This is a genomic window from Arthrobacter alkaliphilus (assembly GCF_021483235.1).
GTDB classification, from domain to species: domain Bacteria; phylum Actinomycetota; class Actinomycetes; order Actinomycetales; family Micrococcaceae; genus Arthrobacter; species Arthrobacter alkaliphilus.
This window is the reverse complement of record NZ_JAKEEC010000002.1, coordinates 19,444-45,337: the sequence shown is the minus strand read 5'-3', so window position 1 is coordinate 45,337 and position 25,894 is coordinate 19,444. Positions and strand designations below refer to the sequence as shown.

At 64.3% G+C, this 25,894-nt stretch carries 23 protein-coding genes; 17 read left to right on the top strand and 6 right to left on the bottom strand.

All coding sequences use genetic code 11. The features are described from left to right. The first annotated feature begins 82 nt into the window (after window positions 1-82). The 7 genes from atpA to L0B83_RS02505 all read left to right on the top strand — a co-directional run bounded on the left by atpA (window position 83) and on the right by L0B83_RS02505 (window position 8,809). The gene (gene atpA, locus L0B83_RS02535; protein WP_234756981.1) at window positions 83-1,720 is read left to right on the top strand and encodes a F0F1 ATP synthase subunit alpha; all 1,638 of its coding nucleotides are present in this window, start codon (window positions 83-85) and stop codon (window positions 1,718-1,720) included. A 93-nt stretch (window positions 1,721-1,813) separates the two neighbouring features. Next, a complete protein-coding gene (locus L0B83_RS02530; protein WP_234756684.1) occupies window positions 1,814-2,701 on the top strand; it encodes a F0F1 ATP synthase subunit gamma in 888 nt (295 codons plus the stop codon). 87 nt (window positions 2,702-2,788) lie between these two features. Beyond that, window positions 2,789-4,240 carry a F0F1 ATP synthase subunit beta gene (atpD, locus tag L0B83_RS02525; protein WP_234756683.1) on the top strand — a complete coding sequence of 484 codons (1,452 nt, stop codon included), beginning with the start codon at window positions 2,789-2,791 and terminating at the stop codon, window positions 4,238-4,240. Between the two features lies 1 nt (window position 4,241). After that, complete coding sequence (locus L0B83_RS02520) at window positions 4,242-4,526, top strand: F0F1 ATP synthase subunit epsilon (RefSeq protein WP_059387616.1); 285 nt, start codon at window positions 4,242-4,244, stop codon at window positions 4,524-4,526. Between the two features lie 10 nt (window positions 4,527-4,536). Continuing rightward, window positions 4,537-4,968, top strand: a complete 432-nt coding sequence (locus tag L0B83_RS02515; RefSeq protein ID WP_234756682.1) for a DUF2550 domain-containing protein — start codon at window positions 4,537-4,539, stop codon at window positions 4,966-4,968. 5 nt (window positions 4,969-4,973) lie between these two features. Further along, window positions 4,974-6,245, top strand: coding sequence for an alpha/beta hydrolase (locus L0B83_RS02510; protein WP_234756681.1), 1,272 nt, complete (start codon window positions 4,974-4,976; stop codon window positions 6,243-6,245). Between the two features lie 71 nt (window positions 6,246-6,316). After that, window positions 6,317-8,809: a bifunctional lysylphosphatidylglycerol flippase/synthetase MprF gene (locus L0B83_RS02505; protein ID WP_234756979.1), complete on the top strand. Its 2,493-nt coding sequence runs from the start codon at window positions 6,317-6,319 to the stop codon at window positions 8,807-8,809. Between the two features lie 82 nt (window positions 8,810-8,891). On the opposite strand, the gene L0B83_RS02500 is transcribed toward L0B83_RS02505, so the two are convergent. From L0B83_RS02500 to nucS, 3 genes are all read right to left on the bottom strand, one after another. Next, a complete protein-coding gene (locus L0B83_RS02500) occupies window positions 8,892-9,095 on the bottom strand; it encodes a cold-shock protein (protein WP_028264741.1) in 204 nt (67 codons plus the stop codon). A gap of 303 nt (window positions 9,096-9,398) precedes the next feature. Beyond that, window positions 9,399-10,646 carry an N-acetylglucosamine-6-phosphate deacetylase gene (gene nagA / locus L0B83_RS02495; RefSeq protein ID WP_234756680.1) on the bottom strand — a complete coding sequence of 416 codons (1,248 nt, stop codon included), beginning with the start codon at window positions 10,644-10,646 and terminating at the stop codon, window positions 9,399-9,401. 65 nt (window positions 10,647-10,711) lie between these two features. After that, the gene (nucS, locus tag L0B83_RS02490; RefSeq protein ID WP_234756679.1) at window positions 10,712-11,407 is read right to left on the bottom strand and encodes an endonuclease NucS; all 696 of its coding nucleotides are present in this window, start codon (window positions 11,405-11,407) and stop codon (window positions 10,712-10,714) included. Between the two features lie 68 nt (window positions 11,408-11,475). On the opposite strand from nucS, the gene L0B83_RS02485 reads away from it, so the two are divergent. Together L0B83_RS02485 and L0B83_RS02480 are read left to right on the top strand one after the other, a co-directional pair. Continuing rightward, window positions 11,476-11,808, top strand: coding sequence for an Rv1322 family protein (locus tag L0B83_RS02485; RefSeq protein WP_234756678.1), 333 nt, complete (start codon window positions 11,476-11,478; stop codon window positions 11,806-11,808). A 141-nt stretch (window positions 11,809-11,949) separates the two neighbouring features. After that, a complete protein-coding gene (locus L0B83_RS02480) occupies window positions 11,950-12,744 on the top strand; it encodes an alpha/beta hydrolase (RefSeq protein WP_234756676.1) in 795 nt (264 codons plus the stop codon). A 38-nt stretch (window positions 12,745-12,782) separates the two neighbouring features. On the opposite strand, the gene L0B83_RS02475 is transcribed toward L0B83_RS02480, so the two are convergent. Next, on the bottom strand, window positions 12,783-13,973 hold the full coding sequence (locus L0B83_RS02475; protein WP_234756977.1) for an AI-2E family transporter: 1,191 nt from the start codon (window positions 13,971-13,973) through the stop codon (window positions 12,783-12,785). 299 nt (window positions 13,974-14,272) lie between these two features. On the opposite strand from L0B83_RS02475, the gene L0B83_RS02470 reads away from it, so the two are divergent. The 8 genes from L0B83_RS02470 (at window position 14,273) to L0B83_RS02435 (ending at window position 23,840) form a co-directional block, all read left to right on the top strand. Further along, a complete protein-coding gene (locus L0B83_RS02470; protein WP_234756675.1) occupies window positions 14,273-16,084 on the top strand; it encodes a DUF8094 domain-containing protein in 1,812 nt (603 codons plus the stop codon). Window positions 16,085-16,120: 36 nt separating this feature from the next. Next, a complete protein-coding gene (locus tag L0B83_RS02465) occupies window positions 16,121-17,086 on the top strand; it encodes a tetratricopeptide repeat protein (RefSeq protein WP_234756673.1) in 966 nt (321 codons plus the stop codon). Further along, the gene (locus L0B83_RS02460) at window positions 17,086-18,189 is read left to right on the top strand and encodes an NADH:flavin oxidoreductase/NADH oxidase (protein ID WP_234756670.1); all 1,104 of its coding nucleotides are present in this window, start codon (window positions 17,086-17,088) and stop codon (window positions 18,187-18,189) included. Before L0B83_RS02465 ends, L0B83_RS02460 begins: the two co-directional genes overlap by 1 nt. Window positions 18,190-18,285: 96 nt before the next feature. After that, the gene (locus L0B83_RS02455; RefSeq protein ID WP_234756668.1) at window positions 18,286-19,077 is read left to right on the top strand and encodes an ABC transporter ATP-binding protein; all 792 of its coding nucleotides are present in this window, start codon (window positions 18,286-18,288) and stop codon (window positions 19,075-19,077) included. Further along, window positions 19,059-20,630, top strand: coding sequence for a transporter (locus tag L0B83_RS02450; protein ID WP_234756666.1), 1,572 nt, complete (start codon window positions 19,059-19,061; stop codon window positions 20,628-20,630). The genes L0B83_RS02455 and L0B83_RS02450 overlap by 19 nt, the downstream gene beginning before the upstream one ends. 93 nt (window positions 20,631-20,723) lie before the next feature. Then, window positions 20,724-21,506: a glucosamine-6-phosphate deaminase gene (gene nagB / locus L0B83_RS02445; RefSeq protein ID WP_234756663.1), complete on the top strand. Its 783-nt coding sequence runs from the start codon at window positions 20,724-20,726 to the stop codon at window positions 21,504-21,506. Between the two features lie 36 nt (window positions 21,507-21,542). Then, window positions 21,543-21,881: a DUF3039 domain-containing protein gene (locus L0B83_RS02440; protein ID WP_234756661.1), complete on the top strand. Its 339-nt coding sequence runs from the start codon at window positions 21,543-21,545 to the stop codon at window positions 21,879-21,881. Between the two features lie 180 nt (window positions 21,882-22,061). Beyond that, window positions 22,062-23,840, top strand: a complete 1,779-nt coding sequence (locus L0B83_RS02435; RefSeq protein WP_234756660.1) for a DEAD/DEAH box helicase — start codon at window positions 22,062-22,064, stop codon at window positions 23,838-23,840. Between the two features lie 24 nt (window positions 23,841-23,864). Here L0B83_RS02435 and L0B83_RS02430 read toward each other — a convergent pair whose 3' ends face one another. Both L0B83_RS02430 and L0B83_RS02425 read right to left on the bottom strand, forming a co-directional pair. Further along, a complete protein-coding gene (locus L0B83_RS02430) occupies window positions 23,865-24,491 on the bottom strand; it encodes an isochorismatase family protein (RefSeq protein ID WP_234756658.1) in 627 nt (208 codons plus the stop codon). Further along, window positions 24,492-25,820: a nicotinate phosphoribosyltransferase gene (locus L0B83_RS02425; RefSeq protein ID WP_234756655.1), complete on the bottom strand. Its 1,329-nt coding sequence runs from the start codon at window positions 25,818-25,820 to the stop codon at window positions 24,492-24,494. Window positions 25,821-25,894: the final 74 nt, after the last annotated feature.

The window sequence follows — 25,894 nt, the reverse complement described above, 5'->3', positions numbered from 1 at the left end:
CCAGACAAGCACAACTTAACTGATACAAACACCGGTCATCGTGAGCAACGATGATCACGAAACAGGAGAGCAGGGACTGCAGATGGCCGAATTGACCATCAACGCCGACGACGTCCGTAATGCGTTGAACGAGTTCGCGGCGTCCTACGAACCCGGAAACGCAGAGCGCGTAGAGGTCGGCCGCGTGACCGCCGCAAGTGACGGCATCGCCCGTGTTGAGGGCCTTCCCTCGGTCATGGCGAACGAGCTGCTTCGCTTCGAAGACGGCACCCTGGGCTTGGCCCAGAACCTCGACGTCCGCGAAATCGGCGTCATCATCCTCGGTGACTTCACCGGTATCGAAGAAGGCCAGGAAGTTCACCGCACCGGTGAGATCCTGTCCGTCCCGGTAGGCGACGCCTTCCTGGGCCGCGTAGTTGACCCGCTGGGCCAGCCGATCGACGACCTCGGCGAGATCAAGGCCGAGACCACCCGTGCCCTGGAACTCCAGGCTCCGGGCGTGACCCAGCGTAAGTCGGTTCACGAACCCATGCAGACCGGTCTCAAGGCTATCGACGCCATGATTCCGATCGGCCGTGGCCAGCGCCAGCTGATCATCGGTGACCGCCAGACCGGCAAGACCGCCATCGCCGTCGACACCATCATCAACCAGAAGGCCAACTGGGCTTCGGGCGATGTCAACAAGCAGGTTCGCTGCGTTTACGTCGGTGTCGGCCAGAAGGCTTCCACCATCGCCGCTGTCCGCCAGACCCTGGAAGACCACGGCGCGCTGGAATACACCACGATCGTGGCGTCCCCGGCATCCGACCCCGCAGGCTTCAAGTACCTGGCTCCGTACGCCGGCTCGGCCATCGGCCAGCACTGGATGTACGGCGGCAAGCACGTCCTGGTGATCTTCGACGACCTGTCGAAGCAGGCCGAAGCCTACCGTGCAGTGTCCCTGCTCCTCCGCCGCCCGCCGGGACGCGAAGCGTACCCGGGTGACGTTTTCTACTTGCACTCCCGTCTGCTGGAGCGTTGTGCCAAGCTCTCCGACGAACTGGGCGCAGGCTCGATGACCGGTCTTCCGATCGTCGAAACCAAGGCGAACGACGTCTCGGCCTACATTCCGACCAACGTCATCTCCATCACCGACGGCCAGATCTTCCTGCAGTCGGACCTCTTCAACGCCAACCAGCGCCCCGCTGTTGACGTCGGTGTGTCCGTGTCCCGTGTGGGTGGTTCCGCACAGGTCAAGTCCATGAAGAAGGTCTCCGGTACCTTGAAGCTGGACCTGGCGCAGTACCGCGACATGCAGGCGTTCGCGATGTTCGCGTCCGACCTCGACGCGGCTTCCCGCCAGCAGCTGACCCGTGGTGCCCGCCTGATGGAACTGCTCAAGCAGGGCCAGTACTCGCCGTTCCCGGTCGAGGACCAGGTTGTCTCCATCTGGGCCGGTACGAAGGGCTACCTGGACGACGTCCCGGTTGAGGATGTCAGCCGTTTCGAGGCCGAGTTCCTGGAGCACCTCAAGCACAAGTCCTCCATCCTGACCACGCTGGCGCAGACCAACGTCCTGGACGACGACACCGCTGAAGCGCTGAAGTCCGCGATCATCGACTTCAAGAAGGGCTTCTTCGGCGAAGGCGACAACCGTTTGGTTGGCGCCGGCCACGAAGAGCACGAAGCGATTTCCGGCGGCGAAGTCGACCAGGAAAAGATCGTCAAGCAGAAGCGCTAGAGCACTGGTCCCCGGGCCTGCGGAATCCGCAGGCCCGGGGCCTCCGCCAAAGCCCTAGCCGCTGATCCATCGGGATCTTAGGAAAGGATATGTATGGGAGCCCAGATCCGGGTCTACCGCCAGAAGATCAGCTCGACGACGTCGATGCGCAAGATCTTCAAGGCGATGGAACTGATCGCTACCTCGCGCATCGGTAAGGCCCGTGCCCGCGTTGCAGCTTCGACGCCCTACGCAAACGCGATTACCCGTGCTGTTTCTGCTGTCGCAAGCCAGAACGAAATCGATCACCCGCTAGTCACCGAGCCGGAGCAGATCCGCCGTGCCGCCGTCTTGGTCATCACATCGGACCGTGGCCTGGCTGGTTCCTACTCCGCGAGCGTGCTCAAGAAGGCTGAAGGCCTCAACGAGCTTCTCCGGGCAGAGGGCAAGGAAGTCAAGACCTACCTGGTTGGCCGCAAGGCACAGGCATACTTCGACTTCCGCAGCCGTTCGTACTCCCGCGTGTGGACCGGAGGCACGGACGCACCGGAATTCGAGACTGCCAAGGAAATCGGCGCTGCTCTTCTCGAAGAGTTCGCCAACGAGTTCGAAGAGGGTGGCGTGGACGAAATCCACGTCGTCTACACCCGCTTCAAGTCGATGGTGACGCAGGAGCCCACGGTTGTCCGTCTGCTGCCTCTCGAAGTTGAAGAGCAGGCAGTCAGCGAGTCCGAACTTCTGCCGCTGTACGAGTTCGAACCGGAGTCGGAGCAGGTGCTTGACGCTCTTCTTCCGCGTTACATCGAGTCCCGCATCTTCGCGGCAATGTTGCAGGCAGCGGCTTCCGAGCTCGCCGCCCGCCAGCGCGCCATGAAGTCGGCAGGTGACAACGCGACCGAGCTGATCAAGAAGTACACGCGTCTGCGCAACACGGCCCGCCAGGCTGAGATCACGCAGGAGCTCTCCGAGATCGTGGCCGGCGCCGACGCGCTTAGCGCGTAGTTGCCGGTGCCTGGTTCGGCGCGAGCTACAACCTGCACCAAATAGATAAACTTAACCCCACGCCATCTACTGAGTGAAGTGAGAGAGATGACTGCCACCGCTACCGAGCACGTAGCCACGGCCGGTGCCACCGGCCGCATTGCCCGTGTCATTGGCCCGGTTGTCGACGTCGAATTCCCGGCCGACGCAATCCCCGAGATCTACAACGCACTCACCACTGAGGTAACCCTCAACGGTGAGACCAAGACCATCACGTTCGAGACGTCGCAGCACCTTGGCGACAACCTCGTCCGCGCCATTTCCCTGCAGGCTACCGACGGTTTGGTCCGCGGTACGTCTGTCAAGGACACCGGCGCCCCCATCTCCGTTCCCGTGGGCGACGGCGTCAAGGGCCACATCTTCAACGTCCTCGGCAAGCCGCTGGACGTCGAAGAGTCGGAGATCCAAGCTGACGACCACTGGCCGATCCACCGCAAGGCCCCGTCCTTCGCGGCCCTCGAGGGCTCTACGGAGATGCTCGAAACCGGTATCAAGGTCATCGACCTCCTCACCCCGTACATCAAGGGTGGAAAGATCGGCCTGTTCGGCGGCGCCGGTGTCGGCAAGACCGTTCTGATCCAGGAAATGATCACCCGTGTTGCCCGTAACTTCGGTGGTACTTCGGTATTCGCCGGCGTCGGCGAGCGTACCCGCGAAGGCAACGACCTCTGGGTTGAAATGGAAGAGGCTGGCGTCCTCAAGGACACCGCCCTTGTATTCGGCCAGATGGACGAACCGCCGGGAACGCGTCTGCGTGTGGCACTGTCTGCCCTCACGATGGCGGAGTACTTCCGCGATGTGCAGAACCAGGACGTGCTGCTCTTCATCGACAACATCTTCCGCTTCACCCAAGCCGGCTCCGAGGTTTCCACGCTGCTCGGCCGCATGCCGTCCGCAGTTGGTTACCAGCCGAACCTCGCCGACGAGATGGGCCTCCTGCAGGAGCGCATCACCTCGACGAAGGGTCACTCGATCACGTCGATGCAGGCCATTTACGTGCCGGCTGATGACTACACCGACCCGGCTCCGGCGACCACCTTCGCACACCTCGACGCGACCACGGAACTTTCCCGTGAAATCGCCTCCCGAGGTCTGTACCCGGCCGTTGACCCGCTGACGTCGACCTCCCGTATCCTGGACCCGCAGTACATCGGCAAGGACCACTACAACACGGCTGTCCGTGTGAAGCAGATCCTGCAGAAGAACAAGGAACTCCAGGACATCATCGCCATCCTCGGCGTTGACGAACTGTCGGAAGAAGACAAGATCGTCGTGTCGCGTGCACGCCGCATCCAGCAGTTCCTGTCCCAGAACACCTACACCGCCAAGCAGTTCACCGGCGTCGAGGGCTCCACCGTGTCCATCAAGGACACCGTCGAAGGCTTCACGGCGATCTGCGACGGCGAGCTGGACCACATCGCAGAGCAGGCGTTCTTCAACGTCGGTGGCCTGGATGACGTCGAGCGCCAGTGGGCCAAGATCCAGGAACAGACCAAGTAGTATGGCTGAGCTCGAGGTTGAGATTGTCGCAGCGGACCACTTCGTGTGGTCCGGTGCGGCCAAGATGGTCAAGGCCCGCACCAGCGATGGTGAAATCGGGATCCTGCCGGGCCACTCGCCGCTCCTCGCCATTCTGGCCGCGGGCGAGCTGGCCATTGAGCCGGTTACCGGAGACCGCCTTGCAGTGGTTGTGGACGGCGGGTTCTTCTCCGTCGACAACAACCGCGTAGTGATTGTCGCTGACAACGCCCAGCTGGGCGATTCAGCTACTGCGGGGATCCGATAGCAAGACCTTGATGGACGATTCTGCTCTTCCGTTCATCGCCTTGGCAACGGCGTTTACGTTGCTCATCTTTACACTGTGCCTCGTCGGGGTGCGCCGCTTCAATCTGCGGCGCGCCCTGGGCACGGTCGACGCCTCCATTTGCATGGCTGGAAACAGCTGGCGGATGGGGGTTTGTCGTTATCAGGACTCGGAACTTGAGTGGTTCCGCCTGCTTTCCCTCAGCTTCCGTCCGAAACACAGCTTCCGCCGCAGCTCCTTGGAGCTCCTGGGCCGCCGGAAGCCAACGGAAGAAGAATTGACGAGGCTCCAGCCCGACGTCGTGGTGGTAGAACTCCAGCACGAAGGCCAGCTGTTCATGCTGGCGATGAGATTTGATGCCTACGCCGGGTTGTCGTCCTGGCTGGAGGCCGGACCCGTCGTGGGCGTCGGCACCTGGCGCTGAGGACGGTGGATTCCCTTCTCAGCCTGAGCCTTGTGGATGGTCCGTTATATTGGACCATCCTTTGCGCTGGAATTGCCGGGAGCGCGTTCCTCCTTATCCGACGGGACCGGCGCTGGCTGCTTGCCATAGGTGTGTCCCTCCTCGCCGCGATCGGAGTAGTCGCGGTCATCCATTGGCTGCTCGTCAGCGTCCTCACCGTTTTCCCGGAAGATCTTCCCTTCGATGTCCTTGTCTGGGCGACGGTAGCCTTTTCCGCGCTGGCCCTCCTGCTTTTCCGGCTTCTTGGTTCCGCTTGGCGCACCAGGAGCGCTGCAGGTGTGTCCTTTGTAGCGGTCCTGCTCCTTTCCGCGCTTCAAATCAACGGCTACTTCGGCCTGTACCACACGGCGGCTGACCTGTTCGGCCATAATGTCGGACGGATCCCGCAGCTTGATGAGGGCTTTAAAAAAGGCTCTCCCCGAAGCCGCGCATTGTGGCTGTCCAATAGTGGAACTGTCCACCGGGCATCGATCCCCGGCAAGGAGTCGGGGTTTAAGGCCCAAGAGGCTTTCATCTACCTCCCGCCGGCCTACCACTCCGGTGATCGCAGCCAACTCCCCGTCCTGGTCCTCTTTCCCGGCCAACCCGGGCACCCCGCGGATTGGCTGACCGGCGGCCGCGTCGAACAGGCAATGAATACGTTCGCCGCCCGGCACGCAGGCGTGGCGCCTGTCGTTGTCATGGTCGATCCAAACGGGTCCGATACGGCGAACACGATGTGCATGGACAGCCGGATCGGCCGTGCCGACACTTACCTCTCGATCGATGTTCCCCGTTGGATCAACTCGACCCTCGAGGTTTCCGCCGACCCGAAGAAATGGGCGGTCGGCGGATTCTCCTTCGGTGGAACGTGTGCCATGCAGATGACCACGCTTCACCCCGAAATCTATCCTTCATTCATCTCTTTCTCGGGAGAAAGGGAGCCTTCGCTTGGCCCCGACCGCCAGCGGACCGTCCAGATCGCGTTTGGCGGCAACGCGGCGGCCTTCGACGCCCTGACACCGCTGAACCTGATGAAGCAGCGAAGCTACGACGGACACGCAGGTTTTTTCGCGGTCGGAGCCGCGGACGGCGAATTCGTCAGCTACGCCGCCGAGCTTGCGGCGGCGGCACGGACTTCAGGGTTCGATGTCAGGCACGCTTCAGTTGCCGGAGCCGGCCACTCATGGGCCGTCGCTGTGCAAGAGCTTCCTTCCGCACTGGAATTCCTCGCCCCTCGGTGGGGGCTTGTCCGGTGAGCACCCAGGAAGCGCAATTGGCCACCAAAGACCAGGCGGCAGATCCCGAAGACGGCAAGCCTGCCCGGAAGATGGTGGCAACCCTTGCCCGCGCCGCCGTGAGCAACGTGGCTGCCCACATCGGGGCAATCCCGTTCACCGTGATTGTGCTCGCGCTGTACCTTCTCACCCCGGCGATCATCGACTCGGATCTTGGATTCGGTCCCGAGGTGTTGCGGCACCTTTCAAGCGTGAGCGGCGGAGGATTGAAGTCGGGGGACTGGTGGTCCATTTGGACCTCGATGTTTTTTGCAGCCAACCCGCTCGACTATGTCATGAGCTCGTTGCTTTTCGTCGTGCTGCTGGGCTCATCGGAGCGGAAACTCGGCTGGTTCCGCACAGCGGCCGGTTTCTTCGGCGGACAGTTTGCCACTGTCACCGCTTTTTTGTTGGTGGTCCAGTTGGCAGCCTACGCCGACGACGGCTGGCTGGGCCGGATGATGGACGCCGGGACATCCGGACCCCTCCCGGCAACGCTGTTCGTCTCGATGGCGGCCAGCGGCCTTCTGCCGACCCTGTGGCGCCGGCGGCTGAGGGCCACCGTTGTGTCCCTGGCGCTCCTCCTGGTCCTGTACATCGGCGACCCCTCGGCTGTCATGGCCCTGACCGGAGCAGTGCTTGGACTGGGGACAGGCTTGTGGCTGCAGCTGGACCACGGCATTCAACGCGGACACCGGGCGACCAGGCGTGAAACGCGCAACCTGCTGTCCCTCATGGTGGCGATTTTCGGCGTCGGGCCCTTGGTGGCCGGCGCCGTGCGGAGCCCGGCCGGGCCGCTCGCGCTGCTCCGCGAAATGGTCCTGAACCCGGTGCCGACGCTGAACCAGCTGCAGGCGAACTGCGGTGGCACCGTGAACATCAGCTGCCTTGAACTTGGACGACAGGGTTTTCCCGGGCCCGCGGGTGTAGCCCTCGCCGTGGTGCCCGCGCTGCTTCTCTTGATCTGTGCCGTGGGCATCCGCCAGGGAAGGCGCTTGGCCTTGAAAATCGCCATCGCCGTGCAACTCGGCGTGGTGGCCCTCTCCCTTGCCTACCTGGTGTTGTTTGCCAGCATCCCGCATTTTCCAGGACGGGGCCGTGCGGTGGTGATGGGCCCCGCGGTGTTCCACATTCTGACCCTCGCCTTGGTTCCCCTTGTCCTGGCGGTCCTGCTTTTCCTGTTCCGGGGCAACTTTGTGGTGGGCTCCCGGGCGCCGCTCCGGAGGAAGATGGCGTGGCTGGTTGGGGGGACGTTGCTCATCTTGGCCAGCGCCTACACCGGGGCATGGCTCGCCGCGGGCGGCATGGCGCGCGACGGCGGCATCCAGGGCCTCTTCGCGGAACTCGCCCGGCAGTATCTCCCCTTGCCCATACCTACCGCTTTCGGCCGCGTTTTCGCGGAGCGCAGCGCAGCAGAGTCGATATTGTTCGCGTGGTCCGGGATCATTTTCTGGCTCGTGGCCATGGCAGCGGTCTGGACCCTGCTCCTCAAACGGCAGCACGGGCCAGGGGGTGACGATCCGGCACGCCTCGCGGCGAGGGCCCTGGTCAAACGCGGCGGCGAGTCCCTTTCGTGGATGGCGTTATGGGAGCCGAATAAGTTCTGGTTCACTCCCGGAATGGACGCTGGAATTGCCTACCAGCTGCACGGAAACGTGGCACTGACGCTTGGCGGTCCCTTCGGTGATCCCGCGCAGGCCCAGGCCGCGGCCGAGGGGTTCCTGGACTACTGCGCGCACCATGCACTGGTGCCGTGCCTGTATTCCTGCACCGAGGAATTGTGGCCGATGCTGGAATCCGCGGGATTTCGCCGAATTGCGGTCGCCCAGGAAACCCGGCTCTCCATCCGGGACATTGAGTTCACGGGCAAGGCGTGGCAAAACGTGCGCACAGCCAAGAACCGCGCTTTGAAGGCCGGCGTTGAAGCCCGGTGGGGACGCTATTCGGAGTTCCCGCAACACATCCGCTCCCAACTCGGCGAAGTTTCGGAAGAATGGGCTGCCGGGAAAAAGGTGCCCGAAATGGGCTTTACCTTGGGGTCCCTTGACGAGTTGATGGATGATGAGGTCTTGTGCTGCATTGCCGTCGATGGCAAAGGGTTTGTTCATGGAGTCACAAGCTGGCTGCCGGTATTCCGTGACGGGCAGGTGGTCAGTTGGACCTTGGATTTCATGCGCCGGCGCAGCGAGGCCATCCCCGGACTCATGGAATTCATGATTGCCTCGGCAGTCCACGAGTTGCGGCAGGGAGTTGAGGTCATTTCCTTGTCGGGCTCGCCGCTGGCCGGCGAAACCGAGGAATTCACCGGCGGCGAAGCCGGCTTGGCGGGTATTCTCGAGCTCGTCGCAAAAACCCTCGAGCCTGTTTACGGATTCCGTTCACTGGCCCGCTTCAAATCGAGGTTCCAGCCGGAGTACAGGACTTTGTATATGTACTATCAGGACAGCCTGGAGATCCCAGCGATCGGTGCTGCGTTAAGCCGTGCATATTTGCCGGGGCTGTCGGTCGGGCACACTGCCAGGCTTCTGCGCACCCTCGTTGGCTGAAAACCGCTGTTAACGGAAAAGGGTCCCGCACCCTGTGCGGAACCCTTCCCTGAACCTGGCAAGCAGAATTCAAGCGGCCAAACTAGACGGCGGTCACGCCGGTGGCCTGCGGGCCCTTTGCGCCCTGGCCGATCTCGAACTGAACACGCTGGTTCTCGTCGAGGGTGCGGAATCCGCCGGTCTGGATCTCGGAGTAGTGGACAAAGACGTCGCCTTCAGCGTCGTCCGGGGTAATGAAGCCGAAGCCCTTTTCAGCGTTGAACCACTTGACGGTGCCCAGTGCCATTTTTGTTTCTCCTCATTGTGGAACTTTTAAGTCCGGCACACCGCGTGCCGGCCTTGGTTACTCCGCGAGAAGACCTGGTTTTCCGTCCAAGCTAGGCCTGGCTGGCTTCGCAGGAGCTTCACGCTCGCAACACGTCTTGCGAGCATGAATCACACCTACACAAAGACTGCTACAACACTTTCATGGCCGATAGTGGAGGTCAACGGTCTGCTGGGGAATTCCGACAAATTTTAAGTAAAAAGAAGGTAACGGGAGAAAGCGCGCCAGCGCCGGATGCGCCAAAAGGTACCCTGCAAATTCGAGCTAGGCGAGCCATTCTCCATTGCGCAATACACCCGCCAGTCGAAGTTCCTTGTCAGTCACGACGAGGTCGGCCCGCAGGCCCCTGCGAAGGCCGCCAAGTTCATCGGCGAGCCCCAGAACCGCGGCGGGCACCGCCGTCGCCGAGCAAACCGCGTCGGCAAGTTCGACGCCGGCCGCAACGGTGCGCCTGACGACGTCGAGCATGGTGGCGGTGCCGCCCGCGATGGACCCCGTGGCATCCAGGGTCGCGACGCCGTCGGTCACGGTCACCGGTGAGGGGCCAAGCATGTAGTTCCCGTCGGAGAGTCCGGCTGCAGCCATTGAATCGGTCACGAGGACAATGTTTGGTGCGCCCACCAGCTGAAAGACGGTTGCGACCGTGCTTGGGTCGAGGTGGGTGCCGTCGGCAATCAGTTCCACCACGGCCTTGCCCTCGTGGGCCGTGCGAAGGGACGCGGCGACGGGGCCGGGGGAGCGGTGGTGCATGGGAGGCATGCCGTTGAACAAATGCGTGACGGTCGGCAGGGAGCTGACGCCGTCGAAACCGGCGGATTCCAGGCCCTCACGCGCCGCGGTAAGTGAGGCAGCCGCCGTCGCGTCGTCGCAATCCGTGTGGCCAAGGGACGGCGTCACTCCGTGGAATGTCATCAGGTCCACAAGTGCCGCGGCGCCCGGGAGCTCGGGGGCGTAGGTCATGGTGGCGAGTTTGCCGGCCGCGGCTTCAACCAGCTCCGTCATGAGGTCAAGGTCCGGATCCAGCAGATAGGCAGGATTCTGGGCACCACAACGCGCATGGGAGAGGAAAGGCCCTTCCAAGTGGATTCCGGCGACGAGTCCTTCATCGGCCAGGCGCACGAAAAGCTCGATACCGCGAAGCAGGTCCTCCCGGGGTGCCGTGACCATGCTGGCGAGGAGGGTGGTGGTTCCCGAACGGTGCAGGAAATCTATGGCCTTGCGGGCCGAGGATTCATCGCCGCCAGGGAAGTCGCCTCCATTGCCGCCGTGGCAGTGCACGTCGACGAAGCCGGGAACGATGTACCGTTCCGCGGGCAGATCGGTTCGCGCCGCGTCCTCGTAACCCTCGAAGGCTGCTTCGTCGAATTCGGCGGCGGGTCCCGCGAAGGCGATGCGGTCGTCCTCCACCGCAACCAGGCCTTCCTCGATCACCGTGCCGTCGGTGACGATGGTTCCGGTGATCAGGTGGCGCGCAGGCACAGAAGAAGATACAGGCCGGTCTGGGGCAGTCATGTTTTGATTCTAGTTGCCCGTGCCGGCGCCGGACCCGGATTACCCGGGAATGAGGGCCGGGACGGCTAGAACAGGCGGGATTCGCTGTCGTCTACGCCGCGCATCGCGTCATAGTCCAGGGTGATGCAGTCGATTCCGCGGTCGGCGGCAAGCACCTTCGCCTGCGGCTTGATCTGCTGTGCGGCGAAAATGCCGCGGACCGGTGCCAGCAGCGGGTCGCGGTTGAGCAGCTCGAGATACCGGGTGAGCTGCTCAACGCCGTCGATGTCGCCGCGCCGTTTGAGCTCGATGGCGACAGTTCCGCCGTCGCCATCGCGGGCGAGGATGTCCACCGGGCCGATGGCCGTGAAGTACTCGCGTCGGATGAGCGAATAGCCGGCGCCCAGTGTTTCGATCTGCTCCGCGAGCAGTCTCTGCAGATCGGCCTCGACGCCGTCCTTGATGAGCCCGGGGTCCGTTCCGAGGTCATGGGAGGTGTCGTGGAGGTGTTCGTAGATGTTGATGATGAGCCGGTCATCGGTCTTGGCGGACTGGACGGTCCATTGCTCCACCACGCCCTCTTCGACGTCGGTCTCCTCCGCCGAGGTCACCCGGAGGGTTGCCGGCGGGCTCATCCAGTTCAGCGGCTTGTAGGAGCCGCCGTCGGAGTGGACCAGAACGGAACCGTCGGATTTGACGAGCAAAAGCCGGGTGGCAAGGGGGAGGTGGGCCTTGAGGCGGCCAACGTAGTCTACGGAACAACGGGCTATGACGAGTCGCACCGCTCCACTTTACTTCCTCTGCGGCTTTCGCTGGCGCGCGCGGGTATCGGCTGGGGCAGAATGGAGTCATGCCCCGCTCCAACCGACCCCGACGCACCGAATCAGCCAAGGCAAGCTGGAAACGGACAGGCGAGTCGCCGGAACTGGATCTGGAACGTGCCCGTTCCGGCATTGCACGCAGGGAAAGCGCCCCCGACGGCGACTGGATGGTCCGGACCATGACTGCACGCAACGCCGAGAAGACGTATACCTGTCCCGGTTGCTCGATGGCCATCATGCCGGGGGTGGCCCATTTGGTGGTGTGGTCCGAGACCCACCTCTTCGGCGATGCCGCAGGACTGGCGGAGCGCCGCCACTGGCACAACAACTGCTGGACTGGCCGGACCTACAAGTACCGGTGAGCGGCGGCGACCCGCTGAACTTCCCCACCTTTGCTTGGGCTACCGACTGCTACTACCTGGATATACGGGGATTACGGCCCGCTGTACCGGCCAAAAGCGGGGAAAACACAACGACGCCGCCGAGCACTTAAGCTTGGAAGCATGAGTTTCGATCCCGCTTCCCTCGTTTTCAGCCAGCCGGAGTCTCCCACGGACATCAGGGCGTCCACTGTCTTGCCGGCGCACCGTGAAAACGTGGAATTCCGCACCGAAGACGGCAAGTTGCTTGTGGGGGAGCTGGCGATGCCGGAGTCCGGCGAGATCTCGGCGACCCTCATTATGCTTCACCCCCTGCCTACGCACGGCGGGTTCATGGATTCGCACGTGTACCGGAAGGCGTCGTATCGGCTTCCGGCGCTGGCCGGCGTCGCAGTCCTGCGCTTCAACACGCGGGGAACGCATTCGCCCCGCGGTACCAGCGAGGGGCACTTCGACGAGGGCATCGGCGAGCGGTACGACGTCGAGGCTGCTGTTCGCTTCGCCGTGGAGCGCGGGCTTCCGAACCGCTGGTTGGTGGGCTGGTCCTTCGGCACCGAGCTGGCTTTGATGTACGGTGCGGTCGAGCCGGTGGCTTCCTGCGTGGAGGGCGCTGTCCTGCTGTCTCCGCCGCTGCACCGTGCCACGGACGTGCACTTGAAGGAGTGGGCGGCTTCGGGAAAGCCGCTGACCGTCCTGGTTCCGGAACACGACGACTATCTCCAGCCCGCCGAGGCTGCCGAACGATTCAGCTTGGTGCCCCAGGCCCGGGTCGTCGGGATCGACGGCGCAAAGCACCTGTGGGTCGGCGAGAAGTACGCGGCCCGTGTCCTGGACGAGATCGTGGACGACGTGACGGAAGCCGGTGCGGGGCCCGATGGCCTGGCTGGCCAGTGGGCCGGTCCGCTGGCCACGGCCTGAGGGTCACCGCTTGATGGTCACCGCTTGGCAAACCCCGCTCAATGCCGGTCTTGGCGGACGATGAAGACTTCCTTGATCAGCAGCATGACGGCTGCGGCCGTCGGGATGGCGATCAGCGCGCCCAGCACGCCCAGTAGGGTGCCGCCCGCGATCACCGAGATGACGGCGACAGCACCCGGAACGGCAACGGCCTTCTGCATGATGCGCGGCGAGATGAAGTAGGCCTCGAACTGGAGGTAGGCGAAGTAGCAGATTGCGTAGATCACGGCCGTCTGCCAGCCGGCGGTCAGGGCTACCAGGATGACCACCACGGCGGCGATCATGCCGCCCACCAAGGGGATGAACGCAAGCAAGGCAACCACGAAGGCCAGCAGGACGCTGAAGGGAATGTCCAGGATGGTCATAACGATGAACGCGAACAATGCGTTGAGCAACGCAACACAGGCCTGGCCGATCACGTAGTTGCCCACTGAGCGGGTGATTTCTTCGGACAGGGCCTCCACTCTGGGCCTGCGCGACCGTGGAGCGAGCCGGTATCCCCATCTCTTCATAGCCGGCAGGGCGCCGAGGAAGTACAGGCTGAGGACCAGGACGATCAGCGTGCCGAACAGCCCGTTTGCCACGGTGGACCCGAAACCGACGACGCCGCCGAAGATCCCGCCCATGGCGTCCGGGTTCTTGACGAACTTGTCGAGTTCCTGGCTGATTTTGTCGCGGACGCCGAATTGGCTGTCGACGGTGCGGAAAAAGTCCGAATCCACGAAGCTCCGGATCCAGTCCGGAGCCTGCCGCACGATCTGCGAGACCTGTTCCACGATCGTGGGGATCAGGGTGGCGAAAAACGCGGCCACTGCGGCAACGAGGGCTCCGACGGCGATAACGACGCCGGCAGGGCGCGGCACCTTGCGTTCCTCGAGCCCGCGGACCACCGGGTCAAGTCCCAAGGCAATGAACAGGGCCGTCACGATCCACAACAGCAGTTGGGCAGTATTGGTGCCGATGTAATACAGCATGAGGGCGACGCCGACGCCGGCCGTGCCCATGAACCCGACATACAGCGGATGTTGCGCGGACATCCTCGGGCCGGGGGAACCGAAGCGGGGGCGGTCGGATTCATCCGGGGCGGGTTCGGCTGCTGCATCTTCCTCAAGTTCGGGAGGCATTTCGAAACGGAGCCGCGGTTGGGCGCCCGGAATGGGCTGGCGCAGACGGCGCAGGAAGGAGGACATCAGGCCGTCGCCGCGGTCCCTGCCGTCCTGGGCGGCCCCATCATCCAAGCCGCCCGGGGTGGTTCCAGGTCCTTGTTCGGCGGGAGTGGGATCCTTGCGCTCTTTCACGTGCCTCAGCTGCCTTTTCGTTCCGCGGTCAGGCTCCAGGAGTGCCGGATGCCATGTTGTTCGCCACACTATCAGCAGGCCGGAATTGCCGAATTCTAGAGGGTAAGCGGTGCGGCGGGAAGCCTTTTGGGAGGACCCCGAACTGACTCATTGGTAACAAAACCGTTACCCTTGAAGTTCAACGACCGCTGATGATTGGTATTCCTGTGCGATTGAAGACTGCAGTTTCGCTGGTGCTGCTTGGCCTGCTGACACTGTTGGCCGGCATTGGCCAGCTGACCTTTTGGGCCCCGGCCGAGACCGTAACCGCGTCCGCCCCCGGCGACACCAAAGCCGCTCCGCTGACCGTGATCACCCAAGACGTTTTGACCCACAAGGGTGGTCCCAGACAAATCAGCATCAAGGGCGACGGCAAGTTCGTGTTGGCTGTTGGGCGTCCGGACGACGTTGATGCGTGGGTAGGCAAGACCGCGCACAACAACATCACCGGTGTCTCCGAGGACGGCAAGTCCCTCCAGCTGGCGCGCACCGACGGCGAAGCAAACGCGCCGTCGCCTGCCGGATCGGACCTGTGGGTTCAGACGGAAAATGCCGATGGGCAGCTGGAATACACCTTTACCCCTCCCGCGAGCGGCAACTGGTCCCTTCTTCTGGCCAGCGACGGAACCAAGCCGGCGCCGTCGTCGGTCTCCCTCACCTTTGCCAACGATGCGACCATGCCGTGGGCAGTGCCGCTCATTGTCATTGGGGCGATCCTCATCGTCGCGGGTGCGGCGCTGCCGTTCATCGGCAAGTTCACCAAGGGCGGGGGCGGCCGCTTCGGCGGTCCGCGGGGCGGCCGGCCTGCCCGAACCTCCCCGGAGGCCCGTACGGAGGGAACCGATCAGGAAGTCATCGGCAGGGACGCACCCGCCGGGGACACCGATAAGGGCACAAGCGGCAATCCCGCACTTCGAATTTCGCTCGTAGCGGCAGCTGTCGTGACGGCCCTCGTCGGGGGCACTGCTGCGGTTGCCCAAGCGGCAGAGACTCCTTCGCCCTCGGGATCCCCGGCGCCGGGTTCGGGATCGGCGACGCCGGGTTCAGGATCCGCGGCGCCGAGCCCCGCCGGTGCACAGAACGTCCCCGTCGTGGTTGACGCGCAGCTCAAGCGGATCCTGGACCAGGTCGCGGGCGCGGTCGCGGCCAGCGATGCCGCGCGCGATGCCTCGAAACTTGCTCCCAGGGTGGACGGCACGGAACTGCAGGTGCGGACGCAGAACTACAAGATCCGTTCCCAGGTTGCCACGCACGAGGCGCGGATGCCCGTCCGGTCCAGCAAGCTGCTGGGCAGCGTGATTTCCAACCAGCGGAACTGGCCACGCACGGTGATCGCCCTGACCCAGGGCGACGGCAATGTGGTTCCCCAGGTCCTCACCCTCGTGCAGGCCTCGCCGCGGGACAACTACAAGCTGCGGAGCACTTCCCCGCTTCAGCCCGGCACCTCCTTCCCGGCGATCCCCTTGGGCGGAACCGCGCAGCTGGCAGCCGGAGACAAGTCCGGCCTCCAGTACAGCGGGACTGAGGCGATGGCAGCCCTGGCGGATCGCTTGACCAAACCTGATTCGGCGTTCAAGGACAAGCTCGTGGAAGGCACTAATTCGCCCTACATCGCCGACGTCCTCGACTACCAGGCGAGCACCGTCAAGTCCGGCGCCAACGGCAATTTCACTTTCACGCACACGCCTTCTCCGGCGGATACGGCAGTGTTCCGGACGTCCGACGGCGGCGCCATAGTGGTCGGCAAGCTGAACTTCGACTTCACCAGCAAGCCCAAGTCCGACGGCGACACGCTGACCGTGGACAAAGCCGCGGCAGTGCTGGCGGGCGGCGATTCCACGAAGGTCGGACTCGTCCAGACCTTCTCGGAGTCGGTGGCCATTTACGTACCGCCGGCAGGCTCGACTGCGCCCATGAAGCTCGTTGCGGCGGTCCGCGGCCTGGTGGGGGCCAGCTTCCAGTAGGCAAATGCTGATGGAGCAGCGGCTAGAGTGGACGGTATGAGTTCGTCAGCATCCCGACCCGTCCCTCCGGCCGCTGCCAGTCAGCTCAACCTGCGCGGCGCCGTCGACCTCTCTGCATTGCGGCGGCCTGCGCCAGCAGCGCCGAACGGTGCCGCTAATGCCTCCGGCGGAAGCCCGGGAAGCGGCCAGCCCCTGCGCGTAGATGCCAACGAGGCCAATTTCCAGGACCTCGTCCAGCTCTCCGCGCGGATTCCCGTTCTTTTCCTTTTGTGGTCCAACCGCTCCTTGGAGGCGGCAACCCTGCTTCGCAGCCTCGAAGGCGTCGTCGAAGGCTACGCCGGCAAAGTGGTGCTGGCCGCGGCGGACGTTGACGCGTTCCCGCAGCTTGCGCAAGCGTTCCAGGTCCAGGCGGTCCCCACCGCCGTCGCGGTCTTGAAGGGCCAGCCTGTGCCGCTCTTCGAGGGGCCCGCCTCGGACCAGGAAATCCGCGCCCTCATTGATGAACTCCTCAAGGTGGCCGAAGCCAACGGTGTGACCGGCAGTATCGGCGCCGCTCCCGCTGGTACGGAGGCCCGTCCGTTGCCGCCGCTGCACCAGGCGGCCTTCGACGCCATTGAGGCGGGGGATTATGCTGCTGCCGCCGCTGCCTACCGCCAGGCGCTGGCCGAGAAACCGGCTGATGCCGAGGCGAAGGCGGGGCTGGCCCAAGTGGAACTGATGGGCCGGCTTGAGTCCCTGACAGCCACGGAAGCCGAAGCCATGCGTCAGCGGGCGGCGGAGGAACCGGACGACGTCGAAGTTCAGCTCACGGTGGCCGATCTCGACATTTCGGGCGGTCACATCGAGGACGCCTTCAACCGCATCATCGCGTTCATCGGCCGCAACTTCGGTCCCGAGCGCGAGACGGCACGGGTGCGCCTGCTGGAACTGTTCGACGTCGTAGGCACTTCGGACCCGCGGGTGGCCAAGGCCCGGCAAGGTCTGGCAAGGGTTCTGTTCTAATGAGTCAGCCGGCCTTGTTCACACCCCTCCAATTGCGCTCCTTGACGTTGCCGCACCGTGGTTGGGTCTCACCGATGTGCCAGTACAGTTGCTCGCCCGACGGCGGGGGCGGCGTGCTCAACGATTGGCACCTGGTGCATCTCGGAGCGTTTGCTACGGGCGGCGCGGCCCTGATCCTCACGGAGGCCGCGGCCGTCAGCCCGGAAGGACGGATCAGCCCGCGGGACGCCGGGCTTTACACGGATGAGCAGGCTGCTTCCTGGGAGCGGATCGTGGACTTCGTCCACCTCAACAGCGCCGTGGGCGGCAAGATCGGCGTCCAGCTGGCGCACGCCGGCCGCAAGGCTTCCACCTACTGGCCCTTCGCCGAAGCAAGCGGATCCGTACCGGAGTCCGACGGCGGCTGGGCCACCCGCGGGCCCGGCGTTGAGCCGTTTGACGGGCTGGCAAGCCCTCTCGCCATGACCGAATCGGACATCCGCGCCGTGATTTCGGATTTCGCGGCAGCAGCCTCACGCGCCGTGGACGCCGGGTTCGACACGGTGGAAATCCACGGCGCGCATGGGTACCTCCTGCACCAATTCCAAAGCCCGCTGATCAACAAGCGCGAGGACTCCTGGGGAGGCAGCGAGGCGGCGCGAAACCGCTTGATGCTCGAGGTCATTGACGCGGTCCGTGCCGTCATCCCGGATTCGATGCCGCTGTTGCTACGCATCTCGGCGACCGATTGGGCCGAGGGCGGCGTCGACATTGACGCGTCCGTCCGCCTCGCGCGTGCGGCGGCCGAGCACGGCGTGGACTTGGTGGACGTCTCCAGCGGCGGTGCAGTGGCCCACCAGCGGATCAAGGCCGGCCCCGGCTACCAGACCGGATTCTCCGAACAGATCCGGCGGGAAGCGGGAGTTCCCACCGGTGCCGTCGGATTCCTGACTTCGTCAGGCCAGGCCGAACACACTGTGGCTACGGGCCAAGCCGACGGCGTCTTCACGGCCCGCGCAGCCCTTCGTGATCCGCATTGGTGGCTCCGTGCGGCTTTTGAACTCGGATTCCCCTTGGAGTGGCCGCCGCAGTATCAGCGCGCAATGCCACGGCACAGCTTCTAGGAGCTAGTCCTTTGGGATGATGCAGTGCCGGAAGTCGTCCCGTAGTTCCGCCTCCGGGACGACTTCCGGGAGCGCCCCCACGGCTAGGCTGGCACCATGAGTGTCGTGCTTCCCGGTTCCCCTCCCGCTTACCCGGTGCCTGCCTTGGCCCTGCGCGGGCTGGCGAAACGCTTCGGCGGCAAAATCGCCGTCGATGGCATCAGCCTCGATGTCCCGGCGGGCTCCTTCTACGGCGTCGTCGGTCCCAACGGGGCGGGCAAGACCACCACGTTGTCCATGGCAACCGGGCTCTTGCGTCCGGATTTCGGGACGGCGTACATCCACGGCGTGGACGTGTGGGCGAAACCGCTCGAAGCCAAGAGGCTGATGGGCATCCTGCCCGACGGCGTCCGCCTCTTCGACCGCTTGACGGGTGAACAGCTCGTCACCTACGCCGGCTTGCTCCGTGGCATGGACAGGGGCGTCGTTGCCCAGAGGGTGGGAGAGCTATTGGCCGCGCTGGATCTCAGCGCCGACGCCGGTACCCTCGTGGTGGACTACTCGGCCGGCATGACGAAGAAAATCGCACTCGCGTCGGCGCTCATCCATGCGCCAAGGCTGCTGGTGCTGGACGAACCCTTTGAGTCGGTGGACCCCGTCTCGGCAGCCAACATCAGGGGAATTCTTGACAACTATGTAGCCTCGGGAGGGACGGTCATCGTCTCGAGCCACGTGATGGACCTCGTCCAGCGCATGTGCGACCACGTAGCCGTTGTGGCAGCAGGCAGGGTCCTCGCCGCCGGAACCGTCGACGAGGTCCGCGACGGCGCCACGCTCGAGGCACGTTTCGTGCAACTGGTGGGCGGCGGAAACCAGACAGGGGGCCTGGAGTGGTTGCGCACCTTCTGAGCTTGAAATGGCGGCTGTTGCTGAACGGCTTCCGGCGCAGCCCAGGCCAGCTTGTGGGAATCGCGATCGGCGGGCTCTATGCGCTCGGTGTCGTTGTGGCGCTCGTGGTGGCGCTCGTCGCCCTTCGGTGGGCCGACCCCCAGACGGCCCACACCGCCGTCGTCCTCGGCGGGGCCGCCGCGATCCTGGCCTGGGCGATCGTCCCCTTGGTGGCCTCTGCCGCCGACATGACGCTTGACCCTTCCCGCTTCACGACGTCGGTGATCCCCATGCGCCAGCTGTTGAGCGGGCTTGCCCTCGCCGGATTCATCGGATTGCCGGGCCTGTCGACCACTATTGTTGCCTTGTTCACGGCGGCAACGTGGTGGCGGAGCGTGCCGGCGGTGCTCGGCGCACTGCTGGGCGCCGTGCTGGGCGCGCTGACCTGCGTGGTCCTGTCGAGAGTCGTTACGACGGCGACTGCCAGCCTCGCGGCCTCCCGCCGTTTCAAGGACGTGAGCAGCATTGTGGTCTTTGTGCCACTCGTCCTGATGGGACCCATCGTGGCCGGCGTCTTCAGAGGAGTGTCAGGTTCCGCGGGCTATCTCCCCGAATTGGCCCGGACGGTCTCCTGGACTCCGCTCGGAGCATCCTGGTCGCTAGGAGGTGACCTGGCGTCCGGTGATGTTGCCGCCGCCGTCCTGAAGATGTTGATCGCCGTCGCAACCATCGTCGCGTTGTCCGCCGCCTGGAGTGCCCTGCTCAAGCGGGCGCTCGTCACTCCGCCATACTCCGGCGGATCGAGAAAGCGCAGCCGGAAACTCGGCTTGTTCGCACTTCTGCCGGCAACTCCCGCTGGTGCCGTTGCCGCGCGCTCCCTCAGCTACTGGATCCGCGATCCGAGGTATGCCGCCTCGTTGGTGGTTGTCCCGCTGTTGCCCGTGATTTTCCTGTTCCAATCCAGTACGGCCGGAAGCTACTTCATGCTGACGGTCCTGGGGCCGATTGCCGCCTTTGTCCTGGCATGGTCCATTGCCGCGGATGTTTCCTACGACAGCACCGCGTTCGCCTTGCACCTGGCCACGGGGGTCCGCGGCGTTGATGACCGGCTCGGCCGGTCACTGGCTTGCTTGGCGTTCGCGCTCCCGGTCGTATTGATTTTCGCCATCGGGCCATTTTTCCTGACCGGCGAATGGGCCTGGCTGCCCGGTCTCACCGGGCTGTCCCTCGGCGTGCTGTTCACGGGCCTGGGTTTGGCTTCCATCGTCTCGGCGCGGTACACCTCCGCCGTGCCGTTGCCCGGCGACAGCCCGTTCAAGAAGCCGCCGGGAAACGTTGCCCAGACCCTGGCGGTCCAGTTCGGAGGAATGGCAGTGCTGTTCCTCCTGGTCCTTCCGGAGCTTGTCCTGGTGATCGTCCAGTCGGTCACCGGCGATCCGCTGTGGGGCTGGATCAATCTGGCAATTGGTACGGTTCTTGGGGTGGCATTGTTTGTGGCGGGAGTACGGCTTGGCGGCAGGTGGCTTGACCGCCGCGGCCCGGAGCTCTTCGCGCAATTGAGCGTCAACCGCTGATTCCATGCACCGCAGTGCAATGTTGTGGGACATGGGATAACCTCGAGTTTGAACCAGTTGATCCGGGAAACACAGCTAGAAAGGTCGTGGACGATGGAAGTTGTCATCCTTCCGGGAAGCAAGCAGATCGGGGCGCTTGCCGCGGATGCCATCGAGGCACTGCTGCTCCGAAAGCCGAACGCCGTGCTGGGCCTTGCCACAGGGTCCTCTCCGCTCCCTGTCTATGACGAACTGGCGCGCCGCCATCAGGAAAAGGGCCTCGACTTCAGCCAGGCGCATGCTTTCGCCCTGGACGAATACGTGGGGCTCGAGCCCGGGCATCCCGAGTCGTACCGCGAAGTCATCCGCCGCGAATTCACCGACCGCGTCAATATCGAGCCGGCCAACGTCCACAGCCCTGACGGGACCGCGGCCGACCTTCCCGCCGCCTGCCTGGCGTACGAGGAGTCCATACGCGAACTGGGCGGGGTTGACCTGCAGCTCCTTGGCGTGGGCACCGACGGCCATATTGGATTCAACGAGCCCGGCTCCTCGCTCGCCTCCCGGACCCGGATCAAGACCCTGATCGAGCAGACACGCAAGGACAACGCGCGGTTCTTCAAGAGCATCGACGACGTGCCGCACCACGTGGTGACCCAGGGGCTGGGAACCATCATGGATGCCCGCCATGTTGTCCTGATAGCCACGGGGGCGCAGAAAGCCCAGGCCGTCAGGGACTTTGTCGAGGGCCCGGTGGCGGCCATCTGCGCGGCATCGATACTTCAGATGCACCAGCACGCCACCATCCTGGTCGATGAGGCCGCGGCGTCCTCGCTCAAGCTCGCTGACTACTACCGCCACACCTATGACAACAAGCCGAAATGGCAGGGCATCTGACACAGTGCATCGGATCGTTGGGCTGCAGCGGCTAAGATGGATGGCATGACGACGCTGCCTCCGGACCCATTCGAAAACGATCCCATGCGTGAGCTTTCCGGAGCCGGAGCTTCCACTGCAACCATTGAGCGCGAGGAATTGCGCCAGGAAGTGGAACCCGGCGACCGGGAGCGCTTCTCGCACTATGTCCGCAAGGAAAAGATCATGGAGTCCGCCATGACAGGCGAACCGGTGATCGCGCTGTGCGGCAAAGTGTGGACCCCTGGCCGGGACCCGCAGAAGTTTCCGGTCTGCCCCGAGTGCAAAGAAATCTATGAAGGGCTGCGCCCCGGTGACGACGGCGGAGACAAAGGCGGCTCGGGCGGTTCCAAGTAGCCTGTAAGCCCCAGTAGTCGGGTATTTCCTGATGGTAGGCGGGGGAGTGCTTTCCCCTGCCTGCTTGCTGCCCTGCGCGAACCGGCGCATCCGGAACAGATTGGTGTTTTTTGTGGTTATTTGGGTTTCGCTGGCTGCAGCGGGCTTGCTTGGAAACGTTGCTGGTCAGGGGGAAACCGCGTGACTGAAACGCTCTTCGGCGGCCCCGCGCTGCCTCCGGCCTATCCGGAACGCGCAGCCTGGGGAACCGCCCCGAAGTTGCGCGCCTGGCAGCAGGAAGCGCTGGACCTGTACTTGAACACGAGCCCGCGCGATTTTCTCGCGGTGGCAACGCCGGGCGCGGGTAAGACCACCTTCGCCCTGCGGATCGCGTCGATGCTCCTTGACAGCGGGACCGTGAACCGTGTGACGATCGTCGCCCCCACCGACCACCTGAAGAGACAGTGGGCGGACGCCGCAGCCAGGGTGGGCATTGCGATCGATCCGAACTTCAAGAATGCCGACGGGCAGCACGGCAGGGGCTTCGTCGGCGTCGCTGTGACCTATGCGCAGGTGGCCAGCAAGCCCATGCTCCACCGGGCCAAGACCGAGGCCGCCCGTACGCTCGTCATTCTCGACGAAATCCACCACGGCGGCGAAGCGTTGTCCTGGGGTGACGGATTGCGCGAGGCCTTCGATCCCGCTGCCCGGCGCCTGGCCCTCACAGGAACGCCTTTCCGCTCAGACACCTCGCCCATCCCTTTCGTCGAATACGCCGAAGACCGCGACGGCATCCGCCGCTCGAAAGCGGACTACACCTACGGTTACGGCAACGCGCTGAGGGACCACGTCGTCCGGCCGGTGCTGTTCATGGCGTATTCGGGCCAGATGCGTTGGCGCACCAGCGCGGGAGATGAAATGGCGGCTTCCCTCGGAGAGGCCGCCGTGACCAAGGACATCACTTCCCAAGCGTGGCGGACCGCGTTGAACCCCAACGGGGAATGGATTCCCGCCGTCCTTGCTGCCGCCGACAAGCGCCTCAGCGAAGTGCGGCGTACGGTTCCTGACGCAGGTGGCCTGGTGATTGCCACCGATCACGACGACGCCCGCGCCTACGCCGGCCAGCTCAAGAAGATCACGGGTCAGTCGCCCACGGTCATCTTGTCCGATGATTCGAAGGCTTCGCACAAGATCGAGGAGTTCAGCGCCGGCGACAAGCGCTGGATGGTGGCTGTCCGGATGGTGTCCGAAGGCGTCGACGTCCCCCGGCTTTCGGTCGGCGTCTACGCGACGTCCACCTCCACGCCGCTGTTCTTCGCCCAGGCCGTTGGCCGCTTCGTCCGCGCCCGCAAACGCGGCGAGACGGCGTCGGTCTTCTTGCCGTCCGTGCCGCCCCTCATGGCCTTGGCCAACTCTATGGAAGCCGAGCGCGACCACGCCCTGGACCGGCCCGAGAAGGAAGATGCGGACGGACTCTTCAACCCCGAAGAGAACCTGATGGCCGAGGCAAACCGGGAAGAGAAGGCCTCGGACTCCTTGGAGAAGGGCAAATTCGAGGCCCTCGATTCGCAGGCATCCTTTGACAGGGTGCTGTTCGACGGCGGCGAATTCGGCACGGGTGCCGATATCGGCTCCGAGGACGAACTTGATTTCCTCGGCATTCCCGGGCTGCTCGACGCCGAACAAGTGGGGACGTTGCTCCGGCAGCGGCAGCATGACCAGCAGTCCAGGAAGAAGCGCCAGTCTCCCTTGGCTGCCGCCGCGTCCCCCGCGGTTCCGGACCACCGCATGCTGATGGACCTGCGCAATGAGCTCGCGAAGAACGTCGCGGCCTGGTCGGCCCGGACCGGTACCCCGCACGGCGTCGTCCACAACAAGTTGCGCGAAATTTGCGGGGGACCGCCAGTCGCACAGGCGAACGAGGAGCAATTGCAGTCGCGGCTGCGCAAGCTCCAGGATTGGTTCATCGGACGGAAATAGAGGAGCCCTGGAGGGCTCCCGGCCTTAGGGCTGACCCAGTTCGACGCCGTTCTCTTCCAGTTCCGCGTAGGTCTCGTCGAGATTCTCCGCGATTCCGGCGGTGAGGTCGCCAATCACCGTCACGGAGTAGCCCGCCTGCACGGCGTCCAGCGCGGTGGCCTTGACGCAGTAGTCCGTCGCGATTCCCACCACCACGACTTCTTCGACTCCGTGGCTTTGCAGCCAGTCATCGAGGCCCAGGGCGTCCTCATCCAGTTCGACCGAGGGGGCGGTGCCGGGCGCGAGTTCGCCCGTGGGCACTTCGTCCTCGGGAGCCAGGACTCCTTCGAAGCCCGAGTACGCGGCGGTGTATTGTCCCTTGCGGAAGTACGCCTGGACGTATTCGGCGTCGAGATCCGGGTGGAGTTCGGCGCCCTTGCTTCCGGCGCGGCAATGCGGCGGCCAGCTGTCAACGAAATCCGGGGTCTCCGAAAAATGGCTGCCCGGGTCCACGTGCCAGTCCTGCGTGGCTACGACGTGGTCGAAGTGCTGGTGGTTCTCGTCCAGGTATTCGCTGATGGCGGCAGCCGTAGCGGCGCCACCTTCCACGGCTAGGGAGCCGCCCTCGCAGAAATCGTTCTGGACATCCACGATGATCAGGGCACGGGACATTCAGTCCTCCTCATAGACGGTGGGGATTGCCGGCTCGCCGCGCTGCAGCCTCCGCACTACCGGAGGCAGCTCAGCCATGGTGGCAGCGTGGCGTTCCCGGGCCTTGACCACGCCCTCGTGTCCGGTCCATCCCGGGAGCAGCTCACCGTTCTTGATGAACTGCTGCAGCAGCGGGCGGTCGTTGCCGTCGTCTTCCGGCCGGTGTCCGATGCCCACGATCTCCTGGGTGGCGATGCCGGCTTCGTCGAGCTTGCGCAGGGCGTATTTGCGGCCGCCCACGCTGGCCTTGTTTTTGGCAATCTTGGCCACGGAAACGAATTCGCCGTCATCGTTGGTCCGGCTGACAAGCTTGTAGACCATGCTGGCGGTGGGCGCTCCGGATCCTGTGACCAAGGAAGTTCCTACGCCATACCCATCCACGGGGGCCGATTGCAGGGCGGCGATCGCGTATTCGTCGAGATCCGAGGTGACGACGATCCGGGTGTTGACGTTGCCGAGGTTGTCCAGCAGTTCGCGGACCGATTGGGCTTGGGCGACGAGGTCACCCGAGTCGAGGCGGACCGCCCCGAGCTTGTCACCCGCGAGTTCCACAGCGGTCCGTACTCCGACCTCGACGTCGTATGTGTCCACCAGGAGCGTGGTTCCGGGCCCGAAGGCGGCGATTTGGGCTTCGAAAGCGTCGCGCTCGGTGTCGTGCAGGAGCGTGAAAGAGTGGGCGGCCGTGCCGACGGTCTTGATCCCGTAGCGCAGCCCTGCCTCAAGGTTGGACGTGCTGTCGAATCCGGCGATGACCGCGGCGCGGGCTGCCGCCGTCGCGGATTCCTCGTGGGTGCGCCGGGAGCCCATCTCGATGCACGGCCGGTTGCCGGCCGCGCTGGTCATCCGGGAAGCAGCCGAAGCAATCGCGGTGTCATGGTTCAGCACAGACAAGATGTACGTTTCCAGGATGCAGGCTTCGGCGAATGTGGATTCGACGATCAGGATGGGGGAGCCCGGGAAGTAGGCCTCGCCCTCCGGATAGCCCCAGATGTCGCCGGAGAACTTGTAGTCGGCGAGGAAGTCCAATGTTTGCCGGTCAACTACTTTGTGCTGATCGAGGAATGCGAGCTCGGTATCGCCGAAGCGGAAGTCCTTGATTCCCTCAAGCAACCGGCCTGTCCCGGCGACGATGCCGTAGCGGCGGCCGTCGGGCAGGCGGCGGGCGAAGGCCTCAAAGACCGAGCGCCGGTGCGCCGCGCCCGAATGGAGCGCAGCTTCCAGCATTGTCAGCTCGTAGTGATCGGTGTACAACGACGTGCGGGGGTGGTCCCAGGCGACGGATCTGCTCACGGATTCACTCTAGTCCCCTCGCCACTTTGGGCCCAGCCACTCGAGCCCGGCCACAGTCTCGCCTCTCCCTCCCC

Excerpts from the sequence above, each read along its gene's own strand:
- L0B83_RS02515 (WP_234756682.1), top strand. The coding sequence starts at position 4,537 with ATGGACGATTCTGCTCTTCCGTTCATCGCCTTGGCAACGGCGTTTACG.
- L0B83_RS02440 (WP_234756661.1), top strand. The coding sequence starts at position 21,543 with ATGGATGGCATGACGACGCTGCCTCCGGACCCATTCGAAAACGATCCC.
- L0B83_RS02505 (WP_234756979.1), top strand. The coding sequence starts at position 6,317 with ATGGTGGCAACCCTTGCCCGCGCCGCCGTGAGCAACGTGGCTGCCCAC.
- atpD (WP_234756683.1), top strand. The coding sequence starts at position 2,789 with ATGACTGCCACCGCTACCGAGCACGTAGCCACGGCCGGTGCCACCGGC.
- L0B83_RS02520 (WP_059387616.1), top strand. The coding sequence starts at position 4,242 with ATGGCTGAGCTCGAGGTTGAGATTGTCGCAGCGGACCACTTCGTGTGG.
- L0B83_RS02460 (WP_234756670.1), top strand. The coding sequence starts at position 17,086 with ATGAGTCAGCCGGCCTTGTTCACACCCCTCCAATTGCGCTCCTTGACG.
- L0B83_RS02500 (WP_028264741.1), bottom strand. The coding sequence starts at position 9,095 with ATGGCACTGGGCACCGTCAAGTGGTTCAACGCTGAAAAGGGCTTCGGC.
- atpA (WP_234756981.1), top strand. The coding sequence starts at position 83 with ATGGCCGAATTGACCATCAACGCCGACGACGTCCGTAATGCGTTGAAC.
- L0B83_RS02475 (WP_234756977.1), bottom strand. The coding sequence starts at position 13,973 with ATGTCCTCCTTCCTGCGCCGTCTGCGCCAGCCCATTCCGGGCGCCCAA.
- L0B83_RS02430 (WP_234756658.1), bottom strand. The coding sequence starts at position 24,491 with ATGTCCCGTGCCCTGATCATCGTGGATGTCCAGAACGATTTCTGCGAG.
- L0B83_RS02465 (WP_234756673.1), top strand. The coding sequence starts at position 16,121 with ATGAGTTCGTCAGCATCCCGACCCGTCCCTCCGGCCGCTGCCAGTCAG.
- L0B83_RS02480 (WP_234756676.1), top strand. The coding sequence starts at position 11,950 with ATGAGTTTCGATCCCGCTTCCCTCGTTTTCAGCCAGCCGGAGTCTCCC.
- L0B83_RS02470 (WP_234756675.1), top strand. The coding sequence starts at position 14,273 with ATGATTGGTATTCCTGTGCGATTGAAGACTGCAGTTTCGCTGGTGCTG.
- L0B83_RS02530 (WP_234756684.1), top strand. The coding sequence starts at position 1,814 with ATGGGAGCCCAGATCCGGGTCTACCGCCAGAAGATCAGCTCGACGACG.
- L0B83_RS02455 (WP_234756668.1), top strand. The coding sequence starts at position 18,286 with ATGAGTGTCGTGCTTCCCGGTTCCCCTCCCGCTTACCCGGTGCCTGCC.
- nagA (WP_234756680.1), bottom strand. The coding sequence starts at position 10,646 with ATGACTGCCCCAGACCGGCCTGTATCTTCTTCTGTGCCTGCGCGCCAC.
- nagB (WP_234756663.1), top strand. The coding sequence starts at position 20,724 with ATGGAAGTTGTCATCCTTCCGGGAAGCAAGCAGATCGGGGCGCTTGCC.
- L0B83_RS02485 (WP_234756678.1), top strand. The coding sequence starts at position 11,476 with ATGCCCCGCTCCAACCGACCCCGACGCACCGAATCAGCCAAGGCAAGC.